This window comes from Helicobacter cappadocius, assembly GCF_030688855.1.
GTDB lineage: Bacteria > Campylobacterota > Campylobacteria > Campylobacterales > Helicobacteraceae > Helicobacter_J > Helicobacter_J cappadocius.
The window spans coordinates 102,803-123,020 of the sequence record NZ_JAUYZK010000002.1; the positions used below are offsets into that span (position 1 = coordinate 102,803).

Here is a 20,218-nt window from a genome sequence, read left to right on the forward strand (position 1 = left end):
GATGAGAACCTTAACTTTTACCCATTCATTTCCATCTAAGAGGATTTGTTTGAATCCCCTGTTAAACACTGTTACCTTAGGAATAGGTGGGAATATCGGGGATTGTTGTAATCGTTTTGAAGCTCTTTATAGACATTTAAATAGGAATAAAAATATTATGATACTAGATTCTTCCCCTATCTATATAAACCCTCCTTTTGGCTTTATAGATCAAAATGATTTTTATAATGCCACTATAACGCTTAGCACTAGTTTATCTATCGTCCAATTTTTTGGATTTGTATTTTATTTAGAACGTAGATTTGGTAGATCTAAAAAAAGAGAATTCAAAAATTCACCAAGAACATTAGATATTGATATAATTTTCTTCAATAATTTGATTTTAAAGCGACCTTATCTTACAATACCTCATCCAAAATGGAATGAAAGGGAATCGGTTTTGATTCCTTTATTTTTACAATATCTCATCCCAAGGGCACGAAAATGAAACTTTATACTTATGGTGGCGAAACTGCAGCACAAGCATTAAAAACCGCACAAAGCAAGCATGGTGAAGATGCTTTAGTTGTGAAAACTAGAGAAATTAGAAAAAAAACGATGACCCAGCCTGGACTTTATGAGATTGTAGTTGCTGTGGAAAACGATAATCAGATAGAACTTGCCGAAGATGAGGAGAATGTTCAAAAACCAAAAAATAGTATCCAAAAACGTCTAGACGAGATTTTGGAAAAAAGTATGGATAAGAAAAAAAAACCTATCAAAGCCCTTGATGATGATGTGACCATTCAGCTTTCTGATGCTGTTAGAGAGATCAGTAAAATAGCTGGAATGGAACGTCCAGCTGCAAAGGCAGTTATTGTTCCAGAAGTATCAAAAAGTTTGGATTTAAGACTCGAAAATAAAATCTTACAAAGACAAGAAGATAGAGCTATTAGCAAACAAAATGATACAAAAGAATTCAAGCAACTTAAAACTGAGCTTGATAAAATCAATGACAAGATCAAACTCATCCAAAATATGTTTTGGGATGAAAAAGGTCCAAAAAACGAAGGATTGCAGATTCCTCAAGAGTTTGCAGAAATTTATCGAATCGCCAAAAATAGCGGGATGAATAAAATCCATTTAGATGAGATTATGAAACTTAGCTTAGAGCTTATGCCATTAAAGATGAGAGAAAATTCTCTGACTATTAAACGTTATTTTCGTGAAGTGTTGCGAAAGATGATATATTGTAGAAATGAACATTTAGATGCAGGAAATAAAAAAATTATTATGCTAGTAGGTCCTACAGGTGTGGGAAAAACAACTACTTTGGCAAAACTAGCAGCTAGATATTCAAAAATGATGGATAAAAAATATAAAGTTGGTATTATTACTTTAGATACTTATCGTATTGGTGCATTAGAGCAGCTTACATGGTATGCAAGGAAGATGAAAATTAGTATTGAAACTGTTATTGAACCAGAGGATTTTCTCAAAGAAATCGATACTCTACGTTATTGTGATTATATTTTGGTTGATACTGCAGGACACTCTCAGCATGATAAGCAAAAAATCAATATGCTAAAAAAATTCATCAATAATGATTATAAAATTGATATCGCATTGGTGCTTTCTGCCACTACGAAATATGAAGATCTTAGAGATATTTATCAGTCGTTTGGAGAACTCGATATTGATACATTGATTTTTAGCAAACTTGATGAGAGCAGGGGACTAGGAAGTTTGTTTTCGCTTGTATATGAAAGTAAAAAACCTGTGAGTTATCTTTCTGTAGGTCAGGAGGTTCCCATGGATTTGCTTGTAGCTACTAATGATTATTTAGTAGATTGTATGTTGGATGGCTTTACAAATCCTGTGAGAGAAGTAAAATGAATAATCAAGCTAGTAATTTAGACACATTGATGAAAACTGTAAAGCAAAAAGGCAAGACAAAATTTATTGCAATTACAAGTGGCAAAGGTGGTGTAGGAAAATCTACAATCAGTGCGAATTTATCTTATACACTTGCAAAAATGGGTTATAAGGTTGGAATATTTGATGCAGATATTGGATTAGCTAATTTGGATTTGATATTTGGTGTAAAAATAGGCAAAAACATTTTGCACGCACTTAAGGGAGAAGCCAAGTTTGATGAGGTGATTTATCCGATTGAAGAGGGTTTATATCTTATACCTGGAGATAGTGGAGATGAGATACTTAAATATGCAAATCAAGATATTTTGGATGAATTCATTGAAGACAGCCAAATGCTTAATGACTTGGATTATATGATTATAGATACGGGTGCTGGGATTGGGGAGGTTACACAAGCATTTTTGAATGCTAGTAATGATCTTATAGTTGTTACAGTCCCAGATCCAGCAGCTATTACAGATGCTTATGCTACTATTAAGATTAATGCTAGATTTAAAAAAGAGATTTTTCTTATTATTAATATGGTGGGTTCAGAAAAAGAGGCATCAAATGTTTTTAGTAAAATTAAAAATGTTGCACACAAAAATATCCCCGATCTAGAACTCCATCTTTTAGGTTCTTTATATAGTAGTGCATCTGTAAAAAAATCCACTAAATACAGAGAGCTTTTATGCAGAGTAGAACCTTTGAATAATTTTTCATCTGAAATGCGTTGTATAGCTAAGAAAATCTCATCAAAAGTGGAACAAAATATGCTTAATTATCCTAAAGAGAATTTTATGAGTTTTTTTAAAAGGATACTTGGCTATTTGTAAGGATTGAGATGAAGCCGAATAATTACATCAATTTTTCTGTTGTTTTTGGGTTTTTTTTAGGCTTGGCTTTCTCTATCGCAAAGTTTGATAGACCCGAGATTGTTTTATTTTGGACGATTGTTTCTACATTGGGTTTTTATTTAATTGTGGTTTTTTGTGCTTCAGTTTATATATGGTTTCTTGATTTTGATAAGAGACTTTTTAATAAAGAAGTATTAGAAAAGAGACTTGATTATTTTGATCACGAGTTTGATATCCGAGAAAAAGAGGCAAGCAATATCAGACAATATATTAGAAATTCAGATTTTTTAGATATTAACTCTAGTAGTGGCGAAGTGATATGAATAAAAACCACATACAGGGATATGATCAAAATATCAGATATTCTCAAGATGAGCTTGCAGTTCAATATCTTCCTGCTGTAAGATCGATGGCATATCGAATCAAAGAGCGTGTGCCTAGCTCAGTAGATCTGAATGATTTGATATCTATTGGCACAGAAGAGTTAATCAAACTGGCTAGAAGATATGATAATAAAATTAATGATTCTTTTTGGGGTTATGCAAAAACTCGCGTAAATGGTGCTATGCTTGATTATCTGAGATCTTTGGATATTATATCTCGGGCATCCAGAAAACTTATTAAAGCCATAGATATTGAAATTTCTAAATATTTTAACGAACACCAAGAAGAACCTAGCAATGAATATTTATCTAAAGTGTTGAATGAAGATATTGGCAAAATCAGGGAAGCAAAACTTGCTTCAGATATTTATTCTTTGGTCCCAATTGATGAACAGTATAACTTGATTGAACAAGAAGATGTTTTAGAAAAACTTGAGCGCGAAGAGCTTGTAGAGAACATCCAGAAGATTTTAAATAATATTTCTGAACGCGAACAGATGATTATGCAGCTATATTTTTTTGAAGAACTTAATCTAAGTGAAATTAAAGATATATTAAACATTACTGAATCACGAATATCGCAAATTATAAAAGAGATTATTAGAAAAATAAGAAATTCATTAGGAGAGAAAAATGGCTGATATATTAAGTCAAGAAGAGATAGATGCCCTTCTTGAAGTGGTTGATGAAGGTGAAGATGCTGAAGTTTTGCAAAAACACAGCATTGTGCATCAGAAGCAAGTTACTCTCTATGATTTTAAACGACCTAATCGTGTCAGCAAAGAGCAATTAAGAGCCTTTAGAAGTATTCATGATAAAATGGCAAGAAATCTCTCTAGTCAGATTTCAGCAATCATGAGAAGTATTGTTGAAATACAACTTCATAGTGTTGATCAAATGACTTATGGAGAGTTTTTGATGAGTTTGCCATCTCCTACGAGTTTTAATGTGTTTTCTATGAAACCTATGGACGGTACTGGGGTTTTGGAAATAAATCCGAGTATTGCCTTTCCTATGATTGATAGATTGTTGGGTGGAAAGGGTGATCCTTATGATAACTCTAGGGAGTTTAGTGATATTGAACTCAATCTTTTAGATACTATACTTAGACAGATTATGCAGACATTAAAAGATGCTTGGTCGCCTATTACAGAGATTTTTCCTTCCGTTGATGCAAAAGAATCAAGTGCAAATGTTGTGCAAATCGTCGCTCAAAATGAGATTGTAATTATGGTAGTGATGGAAATTATCATTGGACATAGTAGTGGAATGATGAATTTATGCTACCCTGTAATCTCTCTTGAAACTGTGCTTTCAAGATTGGGTGGTAGAGATCTTGTGCTATCAGAAACAAGTTCAAAGAAAAGTCGCAATAAAGAGCTTCAAGCCTTAGTTGGTGGTGCTGGTGTAAATATATCGGTATTTTTGGGAGGTGTGAAGCTAACTTTAAAAGAAGTTTTAGATCTCACGGTAGGTGATATTATTCGATTGGATAGACCTGCTGATGATACGGTTTTGGTAAATGTTGATGGCAAGGAAAAATATCTAGCTACGTTAGGGTTGCAAAGATATCGCAAAACTATCAAAATGAAAGAAGTTATCAAGACAGAAAAAGATAAAGTAAAAGAAATATTAGAAATGCTAGAAGCTCAAAGAAAAAGCAAGGTGAATGATATACAGGAGGAAGAGCAGTGAATGATTTTATAAAGATTTTTACTCAAGAGGCGATTTCAACAATTGAAGGGCTTACGGGCAATACTCCAGATATCGAAAATAACAAAACCGATATTATTAGCGGTGTTTCCTTATCTGTTCCTTATGTAATTGCATATGTTTCAGTTTCAGGGGATTTGGATTCTAGTGTTGCTTTAATCGTTCCTGCTGAACTTGCTAGTGCATTGGCTGATTTGATGGTTGGTGGCGAGGGGGCTAGTAAATCAGATATGGATAATGATGATTTAGATGCACTCAAAGAAATCACTTCAAATATATTTGGAGCGATTTCTACTGCACTAGGTTCTCAAAAAAATCTTCCTAGACTTAGTTTTTCTTGTAAAGATATTCAATTTATTGTCAATCCTATTGATTTGTCTGCATACGATAAAGGTTATCAATTTACATTTTCTATTAATAAAATTAAGTCTAATTTTTTATTTTTAACAACAAGTGATTTTACCAATAGTTTTAATCATATTGAAAATGTAACTACTACTAATGTAGTTGAAACTCCTGCCAATCATCTGCTTAATCCAGATGAAATGAAAAATATCGGTATGTTGCTTGATGTAAAACTAAATGTAAAAGTGAGGATTGGGCAAAAGAAAATGCTTCTTAAAGATGTTATATCAATGGATATAGGAAGTGTTGTAGAACTTAATCAACTCGCAAACGATCCTCTGGAAATTCTCGTAGATGACAAGGTTATTGCCAAAGGCGAAGTCGTCATAGTGGACGGAAACTTTGGAGTGCAAATTACTGATATTGGAACTAAGAGAGAGCGGTTAGAGCAACTAAGGGGCTAATCATTCGCTAGTAGTTTTTAGCATTTTAAATAATTTATGTGTATCTAGCGTGAGAGTGAGCATTTCTTGATTGGCGATAGTATTATTTACAAAGTGGAAGATGATGCTAAATCTAGCACTTAAAATATCGTTTTTATATTCGTAATAAAAATCTGCCCTGTCATACTTTGTCCCTTGATAAAATGGCAGTCCGCTATAAAAATCTTCTCCATATTCAGAGAAGTATTTCATTTGTGGTTTTCCAAAATAATAACTATTTTTAACTCCAAAGCCTTTGTATTGTGCTCCAATATCAAGTTGATAACCTAAACCATTATAAAATGGATCTAGACCTGTGCTAAGACGTCTTTTTCTTTCCAGACTGCTGAGTGTTCCAAATTTTATGTAAGCCTCTTGCATATATGGCATGAGGGTTTTTAGACTTGAGCCAACATAGAGGTTGTAGTAAATCCTATCCATCAGATAGGTATCTCCATTAGATCCATCTTTTGATAGATATTCATCATTTTTGAAATGATACATTAAGAAATTTCCACCTACAAATAAATAATCATTCAAAAAATTATATTGACTTGAAGCTAAGAGCATAAATTCATCTAATCTTTTAGATAAATTCCCTCCGTACCAATCAAAGATAAATTCTGCATAACCATTGGCTATTTTGCTAGTGTCCCCACTTTTATATTGAAACATTAGACCATTAATGTTGGGGTTGAAAAAATAAAAATCATTTCTAAAAAAACTCAACGGATAATGAGCAATCGAATGTTTTCGAGGAAAGATTCCAAAATACGAACTAAACTTTTCTCCTATAGCACTATAATAGATCGATATATTTGCTTTTGTGGGAAATTTTTGTTCTCCCATATTTTGAATGGCATATCCTCCAAACATCAAAGATTGGTGCTCATCAAATGCAATTCCTACTTCAGGTGCTAACCTTACTCCATAAATAGTGCGAGTATCCCAATAAGGAAGAGACTCCTCGAGATTATCAAGATAAAAATCAAAACCTAAATCGTATTTCCATTCATATGAATAAGAACTGATGACAAAGAAGAGGAAGACAAAAAACCCACGAAACATAAAAAGTCCTTCATATTTTTCGGGTAATTGTATAAAAATATGCTTTTAGTATTGCTGAGATTCTCTCTTGCAATAAGAAGAGAGAAGAAGATAATTATTCCGAAGCTTCAATTTGAATTTTTACTTTTACTTCATCGCTTACAAGAGAGTTTGGAGTGCTTTCTCCGACCTGAAAGTCTTTTCTATTGATTTTTCCTTCAATATCAAGAGCCATCAATTGCTTTTTGGTATTTGGATTTGTAACTGGACCATTAATCTCTAGTTCCCATATTACAGGTTTAGTAATATTTTTGATGGTGAGATCCCCGTAGATTTTATCACCTTCTTGTTTGGTCATTTTAAAAGTTGCTTTTTGAAATTTTCCAGAATCAAAAAAATCATTAGCATTAAGATGAGCATCTCTTTTTTTGTTTTTAGTATCTATAGAAGATATACTGATTTGTCCTTCTAGTTTATTGATTTTTTTGGTTTTAGGATCAATATCTAAAGTTCCTTCAAAATTATCAAACTCTCCATTAACTTTACTGATGAGCATATGCTCAACTTGAAAACCTACTGAAGAATGAGATTTATCGATGATAAAAGGTTTTGCCATCATTGGTGTGAGGCATATAGCTGAAACTGCCGCAAGAGATAAAAACTTGTTCATTGTGTTTCCTTTGAGTTTTTTTGATTAAAACATCTTCATTGTACTTTACAATAGTCAAGGAATGATTAAGCCTTGCAAAATTTTTCTATTCTTTTGATTGTGTCTTCTTTTCCAATTACATAGATTGTCTCAGCTATTCCAATTCCACCGGGTTTTCCTAGCAATGCTATACGTAAAGGTTGCATAAAATTACCCGGTTTAAGAGATTCTTGATCCATGAATTTATGAAGACATTCATTACATTTTTCTGGCGTATCTAAGAAAGACTTTTCTAGCATACTAAGGAATTTTTTTAGTGTTTCATAACTTTGTTCATTAATTTTACTTAGAGATTTTTCATCATAGCTACATGGGGGAGTAAGAATATCTATCGCATTGGCGGCAAAATCCTTGAGTGTGCTGACTCTATCTTTTAGGGCAGTGTATAATACATTTCTTTGTGATTTTTGAATTTTTGGACATTGAAATTCTTCTAAGAGATTCTCTAAAGCATCATTAGATTTTTCTTTTATATAATGAGTGTTTAGCCATAGAAATTTTTCTTGATTGTAACTACTTGGTGAAGAGTTTAGATCTTTTGGGTTAAATAGTTTTAGCATTTCTTCCATACTAAATATTTCTTGATCTTTATGGCTCCAACCAAGTCGCACCAAGAAGTTTAAAATCGCTTCAGGAAGATAACCTTCTTTTTTATAATCCATCACTCCCATTGCACCATCACGTTTGCTGAGCTTTTGCCCTTGTGGATTTAAAATCATTGGGACATGATAAAAATTAGGTATATCAAAGCCTAATGCTTTATATACAATGATTTGTTTGGGAGTATTAGAGAGGTGATCATCACCACGAATGATATCGCTTACCTTGCTTAGTGCATCATCAATAGTGACTACAAAATTATAAGTGGGGCTACCATCACTCCTAGCTATGATAAAATCATCAAGCTCTTTTACTTCCACCTTGATGCTTCCTTTCACGCCATCGTTGAATTCTATATATCCTTCTAATGGGGCTTTGATTCTTACGACGGGTTTTATGTCTTTTGGTGGAGTTCCTTTAAAATCTCTATACCGATTATCGTATTTTGGAGTTTCACCTCGTGCTTTTTGAGCTTCTCTGAGATTATCTAACTCTTCTTTGCTCATATAACAATAATATGCTTTATCTTCAGAGATGAGCTTATGTATGTAATTTTTATATAGATCAAAGCGTTTAGATTGGTATAGGACTTCTCCATCATAATCCATTCCTACCCATTCAAAAGCCTTTATGATTGCCTCTGTAGCTTCTATAGAGTTTCTAGCCAGATCGGTATCTTCGATTCTAAGCAAGAATTTTCCTCCATTAGATCTAGCAAAGAGATAGTTAAAAAGAGCAGTTCTTAATCCGCCAATGTGTAAATATCCTGTAGGGGAGGGGGCAAATCGGGTTATGATTTCACGCATAGATTTTCCTCGTTATTTTGAATATATTTGCTAGTGGGATTGTACTAAAATTTTGGTTTTGTTTCTAGTGTTGTAGTTTTTAATCTCATATAAAAAATCATCTCTGTATATGTTTATCAAAATCTATTTTTATTAGTATTTTTAAATATGGGCAATTTTTAAGTAAAATTCTATAGTCGATTAAAATCTTTTCTTGGCTGAAATTTCTGTTACTTAAAGCAACTCTTTTTAAAAATTATCGAAAAATATTGTCAATCTCATAAAGACCATTTTTTTGCTTAATTAGCCATTTAGCGGCTTTGATTGCCCCTTTTGCAAAGGTAAGACGAGAAGTTGCATTGTGTGTGATTTCTATATACTCTCCATCCATATAAAATCCGATGGTATGTTTCCCAGCGATATCTCCACCGCGTAAGCTCATTATAGCGATTTCATCTTTGCTTCTTTGACCTATGTTTCCATCTCTACTAGAGATACGAACTTTTGAAAGATCAAGTCCTCTTGCTTTGGCACATTTTTGCCCAAGCGTGATAGCTGTTCCACTAGGGGCGTCTTTTTTGTATCGGTGATGGATTTCAGAGATTTCTATATCAGCTTCGCTAAGTATTTTAGAAAGCATAGTTGCCATTTCGCCCAGCATGGCTACACCTTGAGACATATTTGTAGCATATAATATGGGCATATTTTCAGAGAGTTTGTCTATTTCTTTTAGAGTGGAATTTTCTAATCCCGTAGTCCCACATACGATAGGTTTAGGATTTGAAGTAAGAGCATGTAGAAGTGCTTTGGTTGCTTCTGGAAGTGAAAAATCAACAATAACATCACAATGTTGAATAAAAATTTCCAAATCGTTTGTGACAAAAGTTCCTTTTGGGAGAGAAATATCCAATTCCTTGCGAACAAAGACACTTCCAAGCTCTAGATCAGCATCTGAAGAGATTTCTTCTAAAAGGAGTTTTCCTATTCTTCCGGTTGCACCAAATACACCTATTTTCATCATCGATTCCTAATTTTATTTATGAGAGTCAAGATATGCGATGGCTTCAAGTGCGGCAGTTGCACCATCTCCAGCTGCACATATAACTTGTTTTGAGGCTTTTATACGTATATCTCCTGCACCAAACAAGCCTTCAATATTTGTTTTCATATTTAGATCTACAATCATTGATCCGTATTGATCGCACTCACATAACATACTTCCATCATCTTGCTTGAGGATATTGTTATTAACTTCATAACCCACAAATACAAATATACCAGGAACATCAAGTTGTGATGTTTGATTTGTTTGAGTGTTTTTGATAACGATAGAATTTACTCCATTGTTATCACCCTTTATTTCTTCTACAATTGCAGGGGTAATGAATTCTATTTTTTCATTATTTTTGGCGTGTTCTACGGTGATTGGTGCAGCCCTAAATTCAGTTCTTCTGTGGATAACATAGACTTTTTTACACATTTTGGTAAGATAATTAGCTTCTTCAAGTGCAGTGTCTCCGCCACCTAGAACAGCGACTTCTTTATTTTTGTAAAAAAAACCATCACAAGTAGCACAAGTACTCACTCCCTTGCCCCAAAATTCATTTTCACCTTTGATACCCGTTCTTTTGGGTCTTCCTCCAGTTGCTATAATGACACTTTTGGCTTCTACGACTTTTCCATCGTTTTGGAAGATTTTAAATATTTTCCCTTCCTTTTTAATGGTGGAAATTTCAGTCATTTCATGTTTAAGCCCAAAGCGAAAACATTGTTCTTGCCAAGGTTCCATAAAATCAAGACCACTAAGGATTTGTTTTACTCCTGGATAGTTTTCTATCTCGCTACTTCCTGTAATCTGACCACCAGGCATTCCTTTTTCAAACAACACAACATTTTTGATTCCTCCTCTTGTCGCATAAAGACCAGCGGATAATCCAGCAGGGCCGCCACCAATAATTGCTAAATCAATCATAAAAAACCTCCGATAGATAAAAATTTTTACTTGATAAATATATTAGTATTGAATCATAAATGATGAGTATATGGAAAGCCCGTGATTTAAATCACGGGAAGAGTTTAAGAGATAGAATCGATTTTGTCTTTGAGAACTTGCTTGGAAACTGCACCTGTGATTTGATCAACAACTTCCCCATTCTTCATGAAGATAATTGAAGGAATGCTTCTGATACCATATTTTGCAGAAAGTTCATCTTGCTCGTCAGTATTCACCTTGCAGATTGCGACTTTACCTTCGTATTCTTCAGCTAACTCATCAATTACAGGAGCTAACATTCTACAAGGACCACACCAAGGAGCCCAAAAATCAACCAATGCAACACCATTTTTTGTTGTGCTATCAAAATTTTCTTTTGTTAATTCTATATATTTACCCATAATCTTCTCCATTGTTAAAATATGGCGTTGATTATACATAAAAAATATAAATTTCAAATCCAATAATAATAATTTTTATAAAGTGATATTTTCTATCATGTAAATATCTTCTCCCTTGATGATTAGAGCATCAATACAATAAGTTGTTTCGGGATTGTATTGAAGCAGATAATATTCAATCGTTTTGATTATTTTAGAAATTTTTTTGGGAGTGATGGCGTAGATAGGTTCAAAATTTTGCCCACTTTTGACTTCAATAAAGTGAAGAATCTTATTTTTTAGTGCAATGATGTCTATTTCTCCATATCTGGATGAAAAATTTCTTTCTACCACCTCATAACCATTTTTTTCCAGATATTCACAAGCCAAGCTTTCTGCATAAAAGCCCTTTTCTCTACTCATCTTCAATTCTTATCATATAGGGTTCTTGAAGGATTGAATCTAGTTTTTTGATTTCACTGATAGTATTTTTGATGGCATATTCAGTTGTAATATGCGTTGCAAAGAGTATTTTTGCAGTATTTTTTTGCTTAGACTCTTTTTGTAAAAATGCACTGATAGAGATATTATTTTTACTCAAAATAGAGGCTATTTGTGCCAGAACACCAGGTTTGTCAATGGTTAGAAGTCTTACATAATAGTGGGTTTTGATAGAGTCTTTGGGTTTTAGGCTAAAAGGTATATGAGGAGAGTTTTCAAATCCTAACATCAATGAACTTTTTCCTCTTGCTATTTCTATAAGATCGCTAATCACTGCACTTGCAGTCGCATCTCCACCTGCACCCGCTCCATAATAAAGGGTTTCGCCAACCCTATCGCCTATAACACTGATTCCATTCATTACGCCTTCAACTTTTGAAATCATTTTATTTTTGTTTATCATTGCTGGATGAACTCGGAGTTCGATTTCATTTTCTTCTTTTTTGGCAATTCCTAAGAGCTTGATAGAATAACCAAATTCATTTGCAAATTCAATATCATCAGAATTGATAGATTCAATACCTTCTATGATGATATCTTGAGGTTTTGCATCTATTCCATAAGCAAGTGAAGCTAAAATTAGTAATTTATGCCCTGCATCCCCTCCATTTACATCTAAGCTAGGATCAGCTTCAGCATAACCTAGATTCTGAGCATCAAGTAGGGCACTGCTAAAGTCTTGGTTATTTTGTATCATCTGAGTAAGGATATAGTTGCTTGTGCCATTTAGTATTCCTTTTAAGGCAAGAATGTGGTTTGCACCTAATCCATCTTTGAGTGCTTTTATGATGGGTATCCCTCCACATACACTTGCTTCAAAACCAATAGGGATATCATTGGCTATTTTTTGCAAATCGTAGCGATGATAAGCAAGCATAGCTTTATTTGCGGTAACTAAAGCTTTTTTGCTTTGAAGAGCTTTTTTTGCTATTTCGTAAGCTTCTTGAACCCCTCCCATCAACTCAATTACAATATCAATTTCTTGATCGTTAAAAATTTCATCAATATTTTGACTTAATGGAATATTTACGTTTCTAATCTTGGCTAGATCTTTTACAATACCTTTTTTTACCACCAGATTCACACCCGCTCTAGCTGAAATGATTTCTTTGTTTTCTTGTAAAATTTTGATAACACTACTTCCTACAACACCTACGCCAATAATGCCAATATTGATATTTTTCATCATTTTAAAACCTTATATGTAATAATTTTGTATTTTATCAAAACTCTTATATTAGTGATTAGTTTTTTTGCTGAGAACCTCTTTGATTTCATCAGGATTTGCATTTTCTATTGCTTCAAAGGAGCCAAAGAAATCTAATAGCTTTTTTACACTGGCTTTTCCAATGCCTTTTTGTTCTAAAAGGGATATTTTTTGCATATCTTTTTGTTTTTTTTGTCGATGGAAGGTGATTGCATATCGATGAACTTCATCTCGGAGTTTCTGTAAAAACTGCAGTCTTTTGTCTGAAGGTTTGAGATGAAAAGATGTTTCAAAAGTATATATTGTATCTTTTGCACCACCTCTTGCACGATGTGCTTTGGCATCGATTTTTTCTTTTGCGATTCCTATGATGTCAATATCTACGCCAACGCTTTGAAGAATATCTCTGGCTAGATTGATTTGAGCCTTGCCACCATCTATGAGCCAGAGATTAGGGGGAGGGGTTTTGCAGAAGTCATTGGCACGACGAGTAAGCATTTCTTTGATTTGAGAGTATTCATCTGTTCCTTGTAGGATATAACGTCTGTAGTTCTCTTTTGTAAAATTCATATTTTTATACACAATCATGCCACCCACAATATTTGTTCCACAATGATGACTTGTATCAAATACTTCTATTGTAAAAGGGATTTCATTTAGCTGTAATAATTCTTTAAGTTCTATTAAAAGTGTATCTTCAGCATAACTTCTAGAACTTTGAAGTCGTAAAATTTCATTAGCGTTTTTGAAAGCAAGTTCTATGAGGTTTTTTTTGTCTCCTCTATGAGGGGTCAATATTTGTATTTTTCTTTTGCAGTGGTTTTGTAGAAAATTTTCTAATTCTATGATACTTTCCTTTGAATCAATAGAAGGTATAAGTATTTGATCTGGAGGCAGGGGAATTTCTTCTTTATAGTGATTGATAATAGCTTGTTCATAGATGGAATTTTCATCAAAGGCATATTCAGATTTAATGTGTTCAAAGTTTGAAGATATAATTTTTCCATCACGCATAAAAAGTTTGGACAAAATCGCATTTTTTCCTTCATAAGAAAGAGCAAAAATATCCAAATTATAGAGTTTTGCTAGATCTATACTCGAAAAATTTTCAACACCTTGTAGCTTTTTGATTCTATCTCTATAGATCATTGCTTCTTCAAATTTCATTTTTTCAGAAAGGGTAAGCATTTTTGATTCTAACTCATTTAAGAGTTTATTTTTATTTTGGATTAAATAGATAGCTTGAAGGATAATTTTGTTATATTCTGTGGGATTAACTTTTCCTTCACAAGGGGCAAGACAACGTTTTATCTGGTAAAACAAACAAGCCTTCTTTCCCTTTGAACAGGCTTTTTTTTGGACAAGAGGCAAGATTTCATATAAGCTATCTAGTATTTCTCTTGAGCCTGATGTGTATGGACCAAAATATTTCACATTTTTATTTTTAATAATTTTTCTAGTGATTGCAGGTGTTGGGAATTCTTCGGACATATCAATATAGATATAAGGATAAGTTTTATCATCTCGCAATAAGATATTATATTTTGGCTTGAGTTGTTTTATCAAAGAATTTTCTAAGATGAGTGCATCTTGTTCGTTTTGAACTAATATAGTCTGGAGATAATCAACTTGGGAGATCATCATTTGGATACGGTGGCTATTGGAGGGATTGGGCAATATTTTGTCATTTTCAATTCTGAAATAACTTTTTATACGATTTTTGAGGTTTTTTGCTTTGCCGATATATAATAGTTTGTTATGTTTGTCATAATATTGATAAACTCCACTACTTGTTGGGAGATTTTTGATTCTTTCTATTAGGGAGTTATTCAAGAGTTATCTTTCAGGTTTTTTAAGATAGATGCACGAATGGATTCAAAAATTTCATACAGCTGGGTATTTTTGGCTAGATTTGTAAATTCGCCATCGGAGTGTTCGTTGTAGGACTCTATTTCAGAAACATTTTCTTCATCTGATGGTAAAAAACTATGTTGCACAAAGCCTAAAATTTCAGGATCTGGAGAAATAGAGGCAAAGAAATCTCTATGGTTTTTTAAACTCTCTTTTATATCATTGCGATTATAATTGTTGAATTCAGCACACAAGCCCGGATTATTAAATGCAAAAAGCAGTCGATGATTTTTGTATGTGATATGCAATATAGCTTTGCGCATTCCAAGTGGCAGAACAAGTTTGAGTTTATTTAATTGCGAATTTTCTTGCAATTTCTTAAAATGTGTTTGATTTTTAATACTGGAGATAATACTTTGAGAATTTTTCATATCTTGATTTTAGCATATTTATTATTTATTTTTTATGGGTGTGGATACAAGGCTGATCCATTTTATAAAGTCCCATCTTCAGACAGCAGAGTTTTGAAAAATATGGAATTTTCTAGTATTTTTGCTGATTTTGGGATTTTTTACTACCTATGAAAATTCAATAAGCAAATTTTATGAATGGTTTTTTATTAAGGGGTTTTTTGAAAAATCATTTCTTAAGATATGTTTATGTTTATGATCCAGGTTATTTTAGCCTGATCTATTCTCTTAAAACCCTCATAGCAGTATTTTTGAGTATTGTTATAAATTATTTTTTATTTGGATCGAGCATTTTAGTTTGGGCTGCATTATCTCCGATATATATTTATTTTTTAAATACGCTAATTGGCGATAAGAATAAAATAAGACATTTGACTTTATTCATTTTATTAAGTTGTTTGGCGGTTTTTATTTTTAGTATTTTTTCTGCACTTGGACTTTGGCTTTTTTTGCCTGTGGTGTTAATGGCTTTTATTGTCGGAATTTCAAGTGTTTATAGCATTGATTTACAAAAAGTGCTAAATATGGTTCTTATAAATGGCTTAGTAGCCTGTATTTATGTAAATTCTAATATTCCTATAATGCTCGAAGATGAAATTTTAACCATTTTCATTGGTGGTTTTATAGGAATTTTGATGTTGTTTTTTATTTCTATTGGAAAATATGGTAAATTTACCAAAAAAAACTTTCCATCCTTGCTTTTTGATCTTGAGCTAATGATAGGAAATATTTCTAACTCTAAAGATTATTTTAAAATTAGAAATCAAACCCTCTTGCAGATTGAATCTATCAAGCATATTCTTAATTCTCGAGCGGGAAAGATAAAAGATCCTCATATCATCAAAAATACAAAGCGAACTTTATTTTATCTCTATCGTATTGAAGAGATTTATCATTCTATCAATTCTATTCACTATTATTTCAATACAAATAAAATTGATGATTTGTTTTATCAGATCAAAGATGAAATTGTTATGAACTTAAGAGAGCTATCAAAGATGTTTTACGGATCTCGACCTAATCTATCTAGGGAAATATTGCAGAGGGTTTTACTTTCAGATTGCAATAAAGTTTTTGTAAGTTCAGTGAAAATTATTTACAACAAAATAGAATCTTTCCGTAGAGGAGGGGAGGAAGAAGCCTATCTTGCTCAGGCAATGCCATCAAAAAAATTCAAAGACATTCTTGATAGCATAACCGATCTAAGTCCTGTATGTAGGTATTCAATTAAATATTCGCTAACTTTGGGAGCTACTATTTTTATTGCACAATTTTTAAAAATAGATCATGGTATATGGATTGCTATAGGTGCAATGGCAATTATGAGACCAAATTTAGGTTCCATAAAAGATATCAGTAAAGATTATTTTTTAGGCACTTTTGTTGGACTATTTTGCGGGATTGTTTTTGTGAGTTTATTTGAGAGGACATTTGTTTTTTATCCTCTTTTTATCATCGTATTATTTTTGTTTATTTATTTCAGAGTGTATCCATATGCCATTTGGTCTGGTGTAATGATGGTTGCTTTTGTAATGATGTTCTCAATGCTCAGAGAAGATTTTTTAGAATTGATTTTTGGACGTCTTTTGGATATCTTGATTGCATTTTGCGTAGTTTTTGGGGCATTTTGGTTTATATGGCCAAAGTATAGTGGAGATGATGTGATGCCAAGTATTAAAGAAAATATTACATTTTTACAAAAATTACTTGCTCTTATTGATAAAAATCTTGAAAATCTAAGTGTTAAAAAAAGAGAATTCATTAATCTAGAGAGTGGATTTTTTAATCAATACAATCTTTTGAGTGCTTCAATAAATGATGCTAAAGAAGAAAAAAACACATATTCTAAAAAAGATATCGCAAATGCCCAAAAAGCATTAGAAAGTATTGATTCTTTGAATCAAAGCACAAACAAGCTTTATGACTATCTTTGTCATTTTGAAAATCTGAATGAGAATAAAGAAATTTTCAACAATGATGTTAAGCTTGTTTTGACTAGATATGAAATGCTTATTAAGCTCATAGATGGATTGCCGTATTATTTCAAAGAAGAAAAGGATGGAAGATTTTTGGCTACAGATGATAAATTTAATATGATGATTGAAGATATCTTTATATTACAAAATCAGCTATACTTGGCTACTTTATCAAATATGAAGTATTAAAATAAAAATATAAATCGGAGTTATCAAATGGAGCTAAATACCAAAGAAAGAAAAAAAGTTGCACTTTTTATAGATTGTGAAAATATTAGCTATAAGCTAATTGATGACATTATGGAAAGACTCAGTGATGTTGGCGAAGTATGCGTAAAAAAGGCCTATGGAGATTGGAGAAGTAATGGAATCAAAAATTGGGAAGATGGACTTATCAAATATTCCATAGAACCAATTCATATTATAACAGGCAATCGAAGTGGAGATGGAGGGAATGCGGGAAAAAATTCTTCTGATATTAAGATCACTATTGATGTTATCAATACATTACATTCTGGCACAATGGAATGTATTGCATTGGCAACTAGCGATAGTGATTTTGCACCACTTGCACAAGAAATCAGAACAAAGGGGATTCCTGCAATTGGCTTTGGGGAGAAAAAAGCTAGAGAAGATTTTAGACGAGCTTTTACGAATTTTGAAGAAATTGGGGTTATTGAAAAAGGAAATTCACAGCTCTCTAAAGATAAAAATCTAATTAAGCTGTTAAAAAATGCTGTTGAATCAACCTCTGGAGACGATGGAAAATCTTTGGTTTCAAGGGTAGGGCTATGGATAAAAAATAATTATCTTAAAGCAGCCTCTTCTTGTGGTAAAGATAGTTGGGGGGATGTTTTTAAGGCTTTACCTGATTATTTTGAAATAAGTTATAGCGGGACAAATAATAGTATTATGAGTGTGGAATACAGGAAAAAATAACCATCTATTAGATGGTTACGGTTCGTATGCTTAGACAAGCAGGAATATTTTTGAGTTCTTCAATAGCCTTTTGAGGTATTTGATCATCAATAATAATAAGTGCTAAGGCTTCTTTGTTTGAGTTTCTACCAAGTCTAAAATCAGAGATATTGATATTGTGTTTGGCTAAAGTATTTCCTACACTTCCTATAACACCTGGAGTATCTGTATTTTTAAAAAGTATCATTCTTCCCTTAGGTTCTATATCTATATTAAAACCATTGATATTTGTGAGCTTAATGATATCATCTTCAAACACTGTTCCACTAACACTTAGAGATTCGCTTGAGGTCGTAAGAGTTATCGTGATGAGGTTTTTGTAAGAATTGGAGGTTTGTTTTGTTTTGATATGTGTATCAATCCCTCTTTCTTTTGCCAAAAACTGAGCATTGACATAATTAATGTTTTCTCCTAATGATGGTTTTAATATACCAACAAGGGCAAAAGTTATTAAAGAATTGCTATATTCACTGACTTCTCCATCTACATTCAAATGAATGGAGCTGATAGCTCCTTTATTTGCTTGAGCACAAAAGAAACCTAATTTCTGAGTAAGTTCCAAATAAGCTTTAATATTTTTGGGAATTTCATTTTCTTTTATTGGTAGATTTAGAGCATTTGGATAACTCGCCCCTCTAGCTGCTTCAAGTGCCGCTTGAGCTGCTTGTAAGGCAATTTGTTCTTGAGATTCTAGTGTATTAGCTCCAATATGAGGAGTTACATAGATATTATCCAAATCAAGCAATGGGCTATTTGTGCCAGGTTCTTTTGAGAAAACATCAATTCCTGCCCATCGAATTTTTTTATTTTTAAGTGCATTTAAAATATCTTCTTCATTATATAGACCACCTCTTGCACAATTGATAAGAATCACTCCATCTTTCATTTTTTCTATTTCTTTGGCGGTGATTATATTTTTTGTTTCTTCATTCTTGGGTGTATGGATAGTGATAATATCGCATTTGAGAATATCTTCAAAATTTTTACTATAAGTTATACCCATATCAGTAGCTTTTGAAGGTTGAATATATGGATCATAAGCAATTACATTCATTTCAAATGCCTTTGCTCTAGCCCCAACTCTAGAACCGATATTTCCAAATCCAATAATCCCTAATTTTTTTCCTTTAAGCTCTGTGCCATACCAGTCTTCACGTTTCCATTTTCGTTCAATTCTTAGTTGATAATCAGCTCCAGGAAAATTTCTCACAGAATTTATAATGTGTGCCATCGTTAGTTCTACAGCAGCAATAGTATTTGCTGTAGGGACATTCATCACGACAACGCCCTTTCGAGAACAATTTTCTATATCCACATTATCTACACCTACACCAGCTCTTACTATGGCCTTTAGCTTTCCAATAGAGTTTAAAAACTTATCATCTACGCTTGTAGAACTTCTAGTGATAACCACATCAGCATCTTTAAGGTGATCCAAAAGTTCATTTTTTGGAAGATCTGCTAAGTTTTGCATCTGGACGTCGCTCTGATTTGCAAGTAGATCTAATCCTCTTTGATGGATGTGATCACAAACGATTATTTTAGATTTATTGTCCATAACTGACTCCTTAGTCTATTGAAGTTTATATTGTATCTCATAATATTTAAGATCTTCCATTATTTTATCTCTTCTCTTGTCTGATGGTAGGAAGATAACGATATTTGTAGAGTTTTTTGCTTGATAGTAAGCAAATTCTATTTTTTCTTCTTTTAGGACTTCATTGAGGCAAAAAAACTTATATTCATCTAGATTATCAACAATTAGTTTTGTTGGAATTGATTTATCATCAGGAGATTTAAAATCCATACTGATTTTTATTTCTGTCGCTGGATAAGCATAAGATTTTGAGTTTTTTAATGAGTCTTTGAGCCAAGAATCATCTTGATCTGAAAGACTTTTATTTTTATCGGGAATAGAAATATTAGAAGTTGGATATTCTATTTTTATATTTGTTTTATAGTGAGTATAAAAAAGACCAATCAAATAAATAGATAGAGCAAAAATAACTATTAAAAAAAATCCTAATAGTATTTTTATATTCATT

At 32.5% G+C, this 20,218-nt stretch carries 21 protein-coding genes; 9 read left to right on the forward strand and 12 right to left on the reverse strand.

Annotated elements, in window-relative coordinates; translation table 11 throughout:
• The first annotated feature begins 1 nt into the window (after window position 1).
• From folK to fliY, 7 genes are read left to right on the forward strand one after another with little or no spacing between them, the layout of a single operon-like run.
• Window positions 2–487, forward strand: a complete 486-nt coding sequence (folK, locus tag Q5I06_RS01830) for a 2-amino-4-hydroxy-6-hydroxymethyldihydropteridine diphosphokinase (protein WP_370690911.1) — start codon at window positions 2–4, stop codon at window positions 485–487.
• On the forward strand, window positions 484–1,875 hold the full coding sequence (gene flhF, locus Q5I06_RS01835; RefSeq protein WP_305516501.1) for a flagellar biosynthesis GTPase FlhF: 1,392 nt from the start codon (window positions 484–486) through the stop codon (window positions 1,873–1,875). Before folK ends, flhF begins: the two co-directional genes overlap by 4 nt.
• Window positions 1,872–2,732: a MinD/ParA family protein gene (locus Q5I06_RS01840; protein WP_305516502.1), complete on the forward strand. Its 861-nt coding sequence runs from the start codon at window positions 1,872–1,874 to the stop codon at window positions 2,730–2,732. Before flhF ends, Q5I06_RS01840 begins: the two co-directional genes overlap by 4 nt.
• 8 nt (window positions 2,733–2,740) lie before the next feature.
• A complete protein-coding gene (locus Q5I06_RS01845; RefSeq protein ID WP_305516503.1) occupies window positions 2,741–3,076 on the forward strand; it encodes a hypothetical protein in 336 nt (111 codons plus the stop codon).
• The gene (locus Q5I06_RS01850; RefSeq protein WP_305516504.1) at window positions 3,073–3,777 is read left to right on the forward strand and encodes an RNA polymerase sigma factor FliA; all 705 of its coding nucleotides are present in this window, start codon (window positions 3,073–3,075) and stop codon (window positions 3,775–3,777) included. Before Q5I06_RS01845 ends, Q5I06_RS01850 begins: the two co-directional genes overlap by 4 nt.
• Window positions 3,770–4,831 (forward strand): flagellar motor switch protein FliM, encoded by a 1,062-nt coding sequence (gene fliM / locus Q5I06_RS01855; RefSeq protein WP_305516505.1) that lies wholly within the window; start codon window positions 3,770–3,772, stop codon window positions 4,829–4,831. Before Q5I06_RS01850 ends, fliM begins: the two co-directional genes overlap by 8 nt.
• On the forward strand, window positions 4,828–5,658 hold the full coding sequence (gene fliY, locus Q5I06_RS01860) for a flagellar motor switch protein FliY (protein ID WP_305516506.1): 831 nt from the start codon (window positions 4,828–4,830) through the stop codon (window positions 5,656–5,658). The genes fliM and fliY overlap by 4 nt, the downstream gene beginning before the upstream one ends.
• Here the strand turns inward: fliY and Q5I06_RS01865 are convergent, their stop codons facing one another.
• From Q5I06_RS01865 to Q5I06_RS01910, 10 genes are all read right to left on the reverse strand, one after another.
• On the reverse strand, window positions 5,659–6,744 hold the full coding sequence (locus tag Q5I06_RS01865) for a hypothetical protein (protein WP_305516507.1): 1,086 nt from the start codon (window positions 6,742–6,744) through the stop codon (window positions 5,659–5,661).
• A 94-nt stretch (window positions 6,745–6,838) separates the two neighbouring features.
• Window positions 6,839–7,393 carry a YceI family protein gene (locus tag Q5I06_RS01870; protein WP_305516508.1) on the reverse strand — a complete coding sequence of 185 codons (555 nt, stop codon included), beginning with the start codon at window positions 7,391–7,393 and terminating at the stop codon, window positions 6,839–6,841.
• Window positions 7,394–7,458: 65 nt separating this feature from the next.
• The gene (gene gltX, locus Q5I06_RS01875; RefSeq protein WP_305516509.1) at window positions 7,459–8,838 is read right to left on the reverse strand and encodes a glutamate--tRNA ligase; all 1,380 of its coding nucleotides are present in this window, start codon (window positions 8,836–8,838) and stop codon (window positions 7,459–7,461) included.
• A gap of 235 nt (window positions 8,839–9,073) precedes the next feature.
• Window positions 9,074–9,838 (reverse strand): 4-hydroxy-tetrahydrodipicolinate reductase, encoded by a 765-nt coding sequence (gene dapB, locus Q5I06_RS01880; RefSeq protein WP_305516510.1) that lies wholly within the window; start codon window positions 9,836–9,838, stop codon window positions 9,074–9,076.
• A 12-nt stretch (window positions 9,839–9,850) separates the two neighbouring features.
• Window positions 9,851–10,789 (reverse strand): thioredoxin-disulfide reductase, encoded by a 939-nt coding sequence (gene trxB, locus Q5I06_RS01885; RefSeq protein WP_305516511.1) that lies wholly within the window; start codon window positions 10,787–10,789, stop codon window positions 9,851–9,853.
• Window positions 10,790–10,893: 104 nt separating this feature from the next.
• The gene (trxA, locus tag Q5I06_RS01890) at window positions 10,894–11,211 is read right to left on the reverse strand and encodes a thioredoxin (protein ID WP_305516512.1); all 318 of its coding nucleotides are present in this window, start codon (window positions 11,209–11,211) and stop codon (window positions 10,894–10,896) included.
• A 75-nt stretch (window positions 11,212–11,286) separates the two neighbouring features.
• Window positions 11,287–11,613 (reverse strand): YraN family protein, encoded by a 327-nt coding sequence (locus Q5I06_RS01895; protein ID WP_305516513.1) that lies wholly within the window; start codon window positions 11,611–11,613, stop codon window positions 11,287–11,289.
• The gene (locus Q5I06_RS01900) at window positions 11,606–12,880 is read right to left on the reverse strand and encodes a homoserine dehydrogenase (RefSeq protein WP_305516514.1); all 1,275 of its coding nucleotides are present in this window, start codon (window positions 12,878–12,880) and stop codon (window positions 11,606–11,608) included. The genes Q5I06_RS01895 and Q5I06_RS01900 overlap by 8 nt, the downstream gene beginning before the upstream one ends.
• 48 nt (window positions 12,881–12,928) lie before the next feature.
• The gene (uvrC, locus tag Q5I06_RS01905) at window positions 12,929–14,731 is read right to left on the reverse strand and encodes an excinuclease ABC subunit UvrC (protein WP_305516515.1); all 1,803 of its coding nucleotides are present in this window, start codon (window positions 14,729–14,731) and stop codon (window positions 12,929–12,931) included.
• A complete protein-coding gene (locus tag Q5I06_RS01910) occupies window positions 14,728–15,180 on the reverse strand; it encodes a hypothetical protein (protein ID WP_305516516.1) in 453 nt (150 codons plus the stop codon). The genes uvrC and Q5I06_RS01910 overlap by 4 nt, the downstream gene beginning before the upstream one ends.
• Before the next feature lie 200 nt (window positions 15,181–15,380).
• Between Q5I06_RS01910 and Q5I06_RS01915 the strand changes: the two genes are divergently transcribed.
• Together Q5I06_RS01915 and Q5I06_RS01920 are read left to right on the forward strand one after the other, a co-directional pair.
• Entirely contained in the window at window positions 15,381–17,384 is a 2,004-nt protein-coding gene (locus tag Q5I06_RS01915) for an FUSC family protein (RefSeq protein ID WP_305516517.1), read from the forward strand.
• Window positions 17,385–17,411: 27 nt separating this feature from the next.
• The gene (locus Q5I06_RS01920; RefSeq protein ID WP_305516518.1) at window positions 17,412–18,134 is read left to right on the forward strand and encodes an NYN domain-containing protein; all 723 of its coding nucleotides are present in this window, start codon (window positions 17,412–17,414) and stop codon (window positions 18,132–18,134) included.
• Window positions 18,135–18,141: 7 nt separating this feature from the next.
• Here Q5I06_RS01920 and serA read toward each other — a convergent pair whose 3' ends face one another.
• Both serA and Q5I06_RS01930 read right to left on the reverse strand, forming a co-directional pair.
• Window positions 18,142–19,731, reverse strand: a complete 1,590-nt coding sequence (gene serA / locus Q5I06_RS01925) for a phosphoglycerate dehydrogenase (RefSeq protein ID WP_305516519.1) — start codon at window positions 19,729–19,731, stop codon at window positions 18,142–18,144.
• Window positions 19,732–19,746: 15 nt separating this feature from the next.
• On the reverse strand, window positions 19,747–20,217 hold the full coding sequence (locus Q5I06_RS01930) for a hypothetical protein (RefSeq protein ID WP_305516520.1): 471 nt from the start codon (window positions 20,215–20,217) through the stop codon (window positions 19,747–19,749).
• Window position 20,218 lies beyond the last annotated feature (1 nt).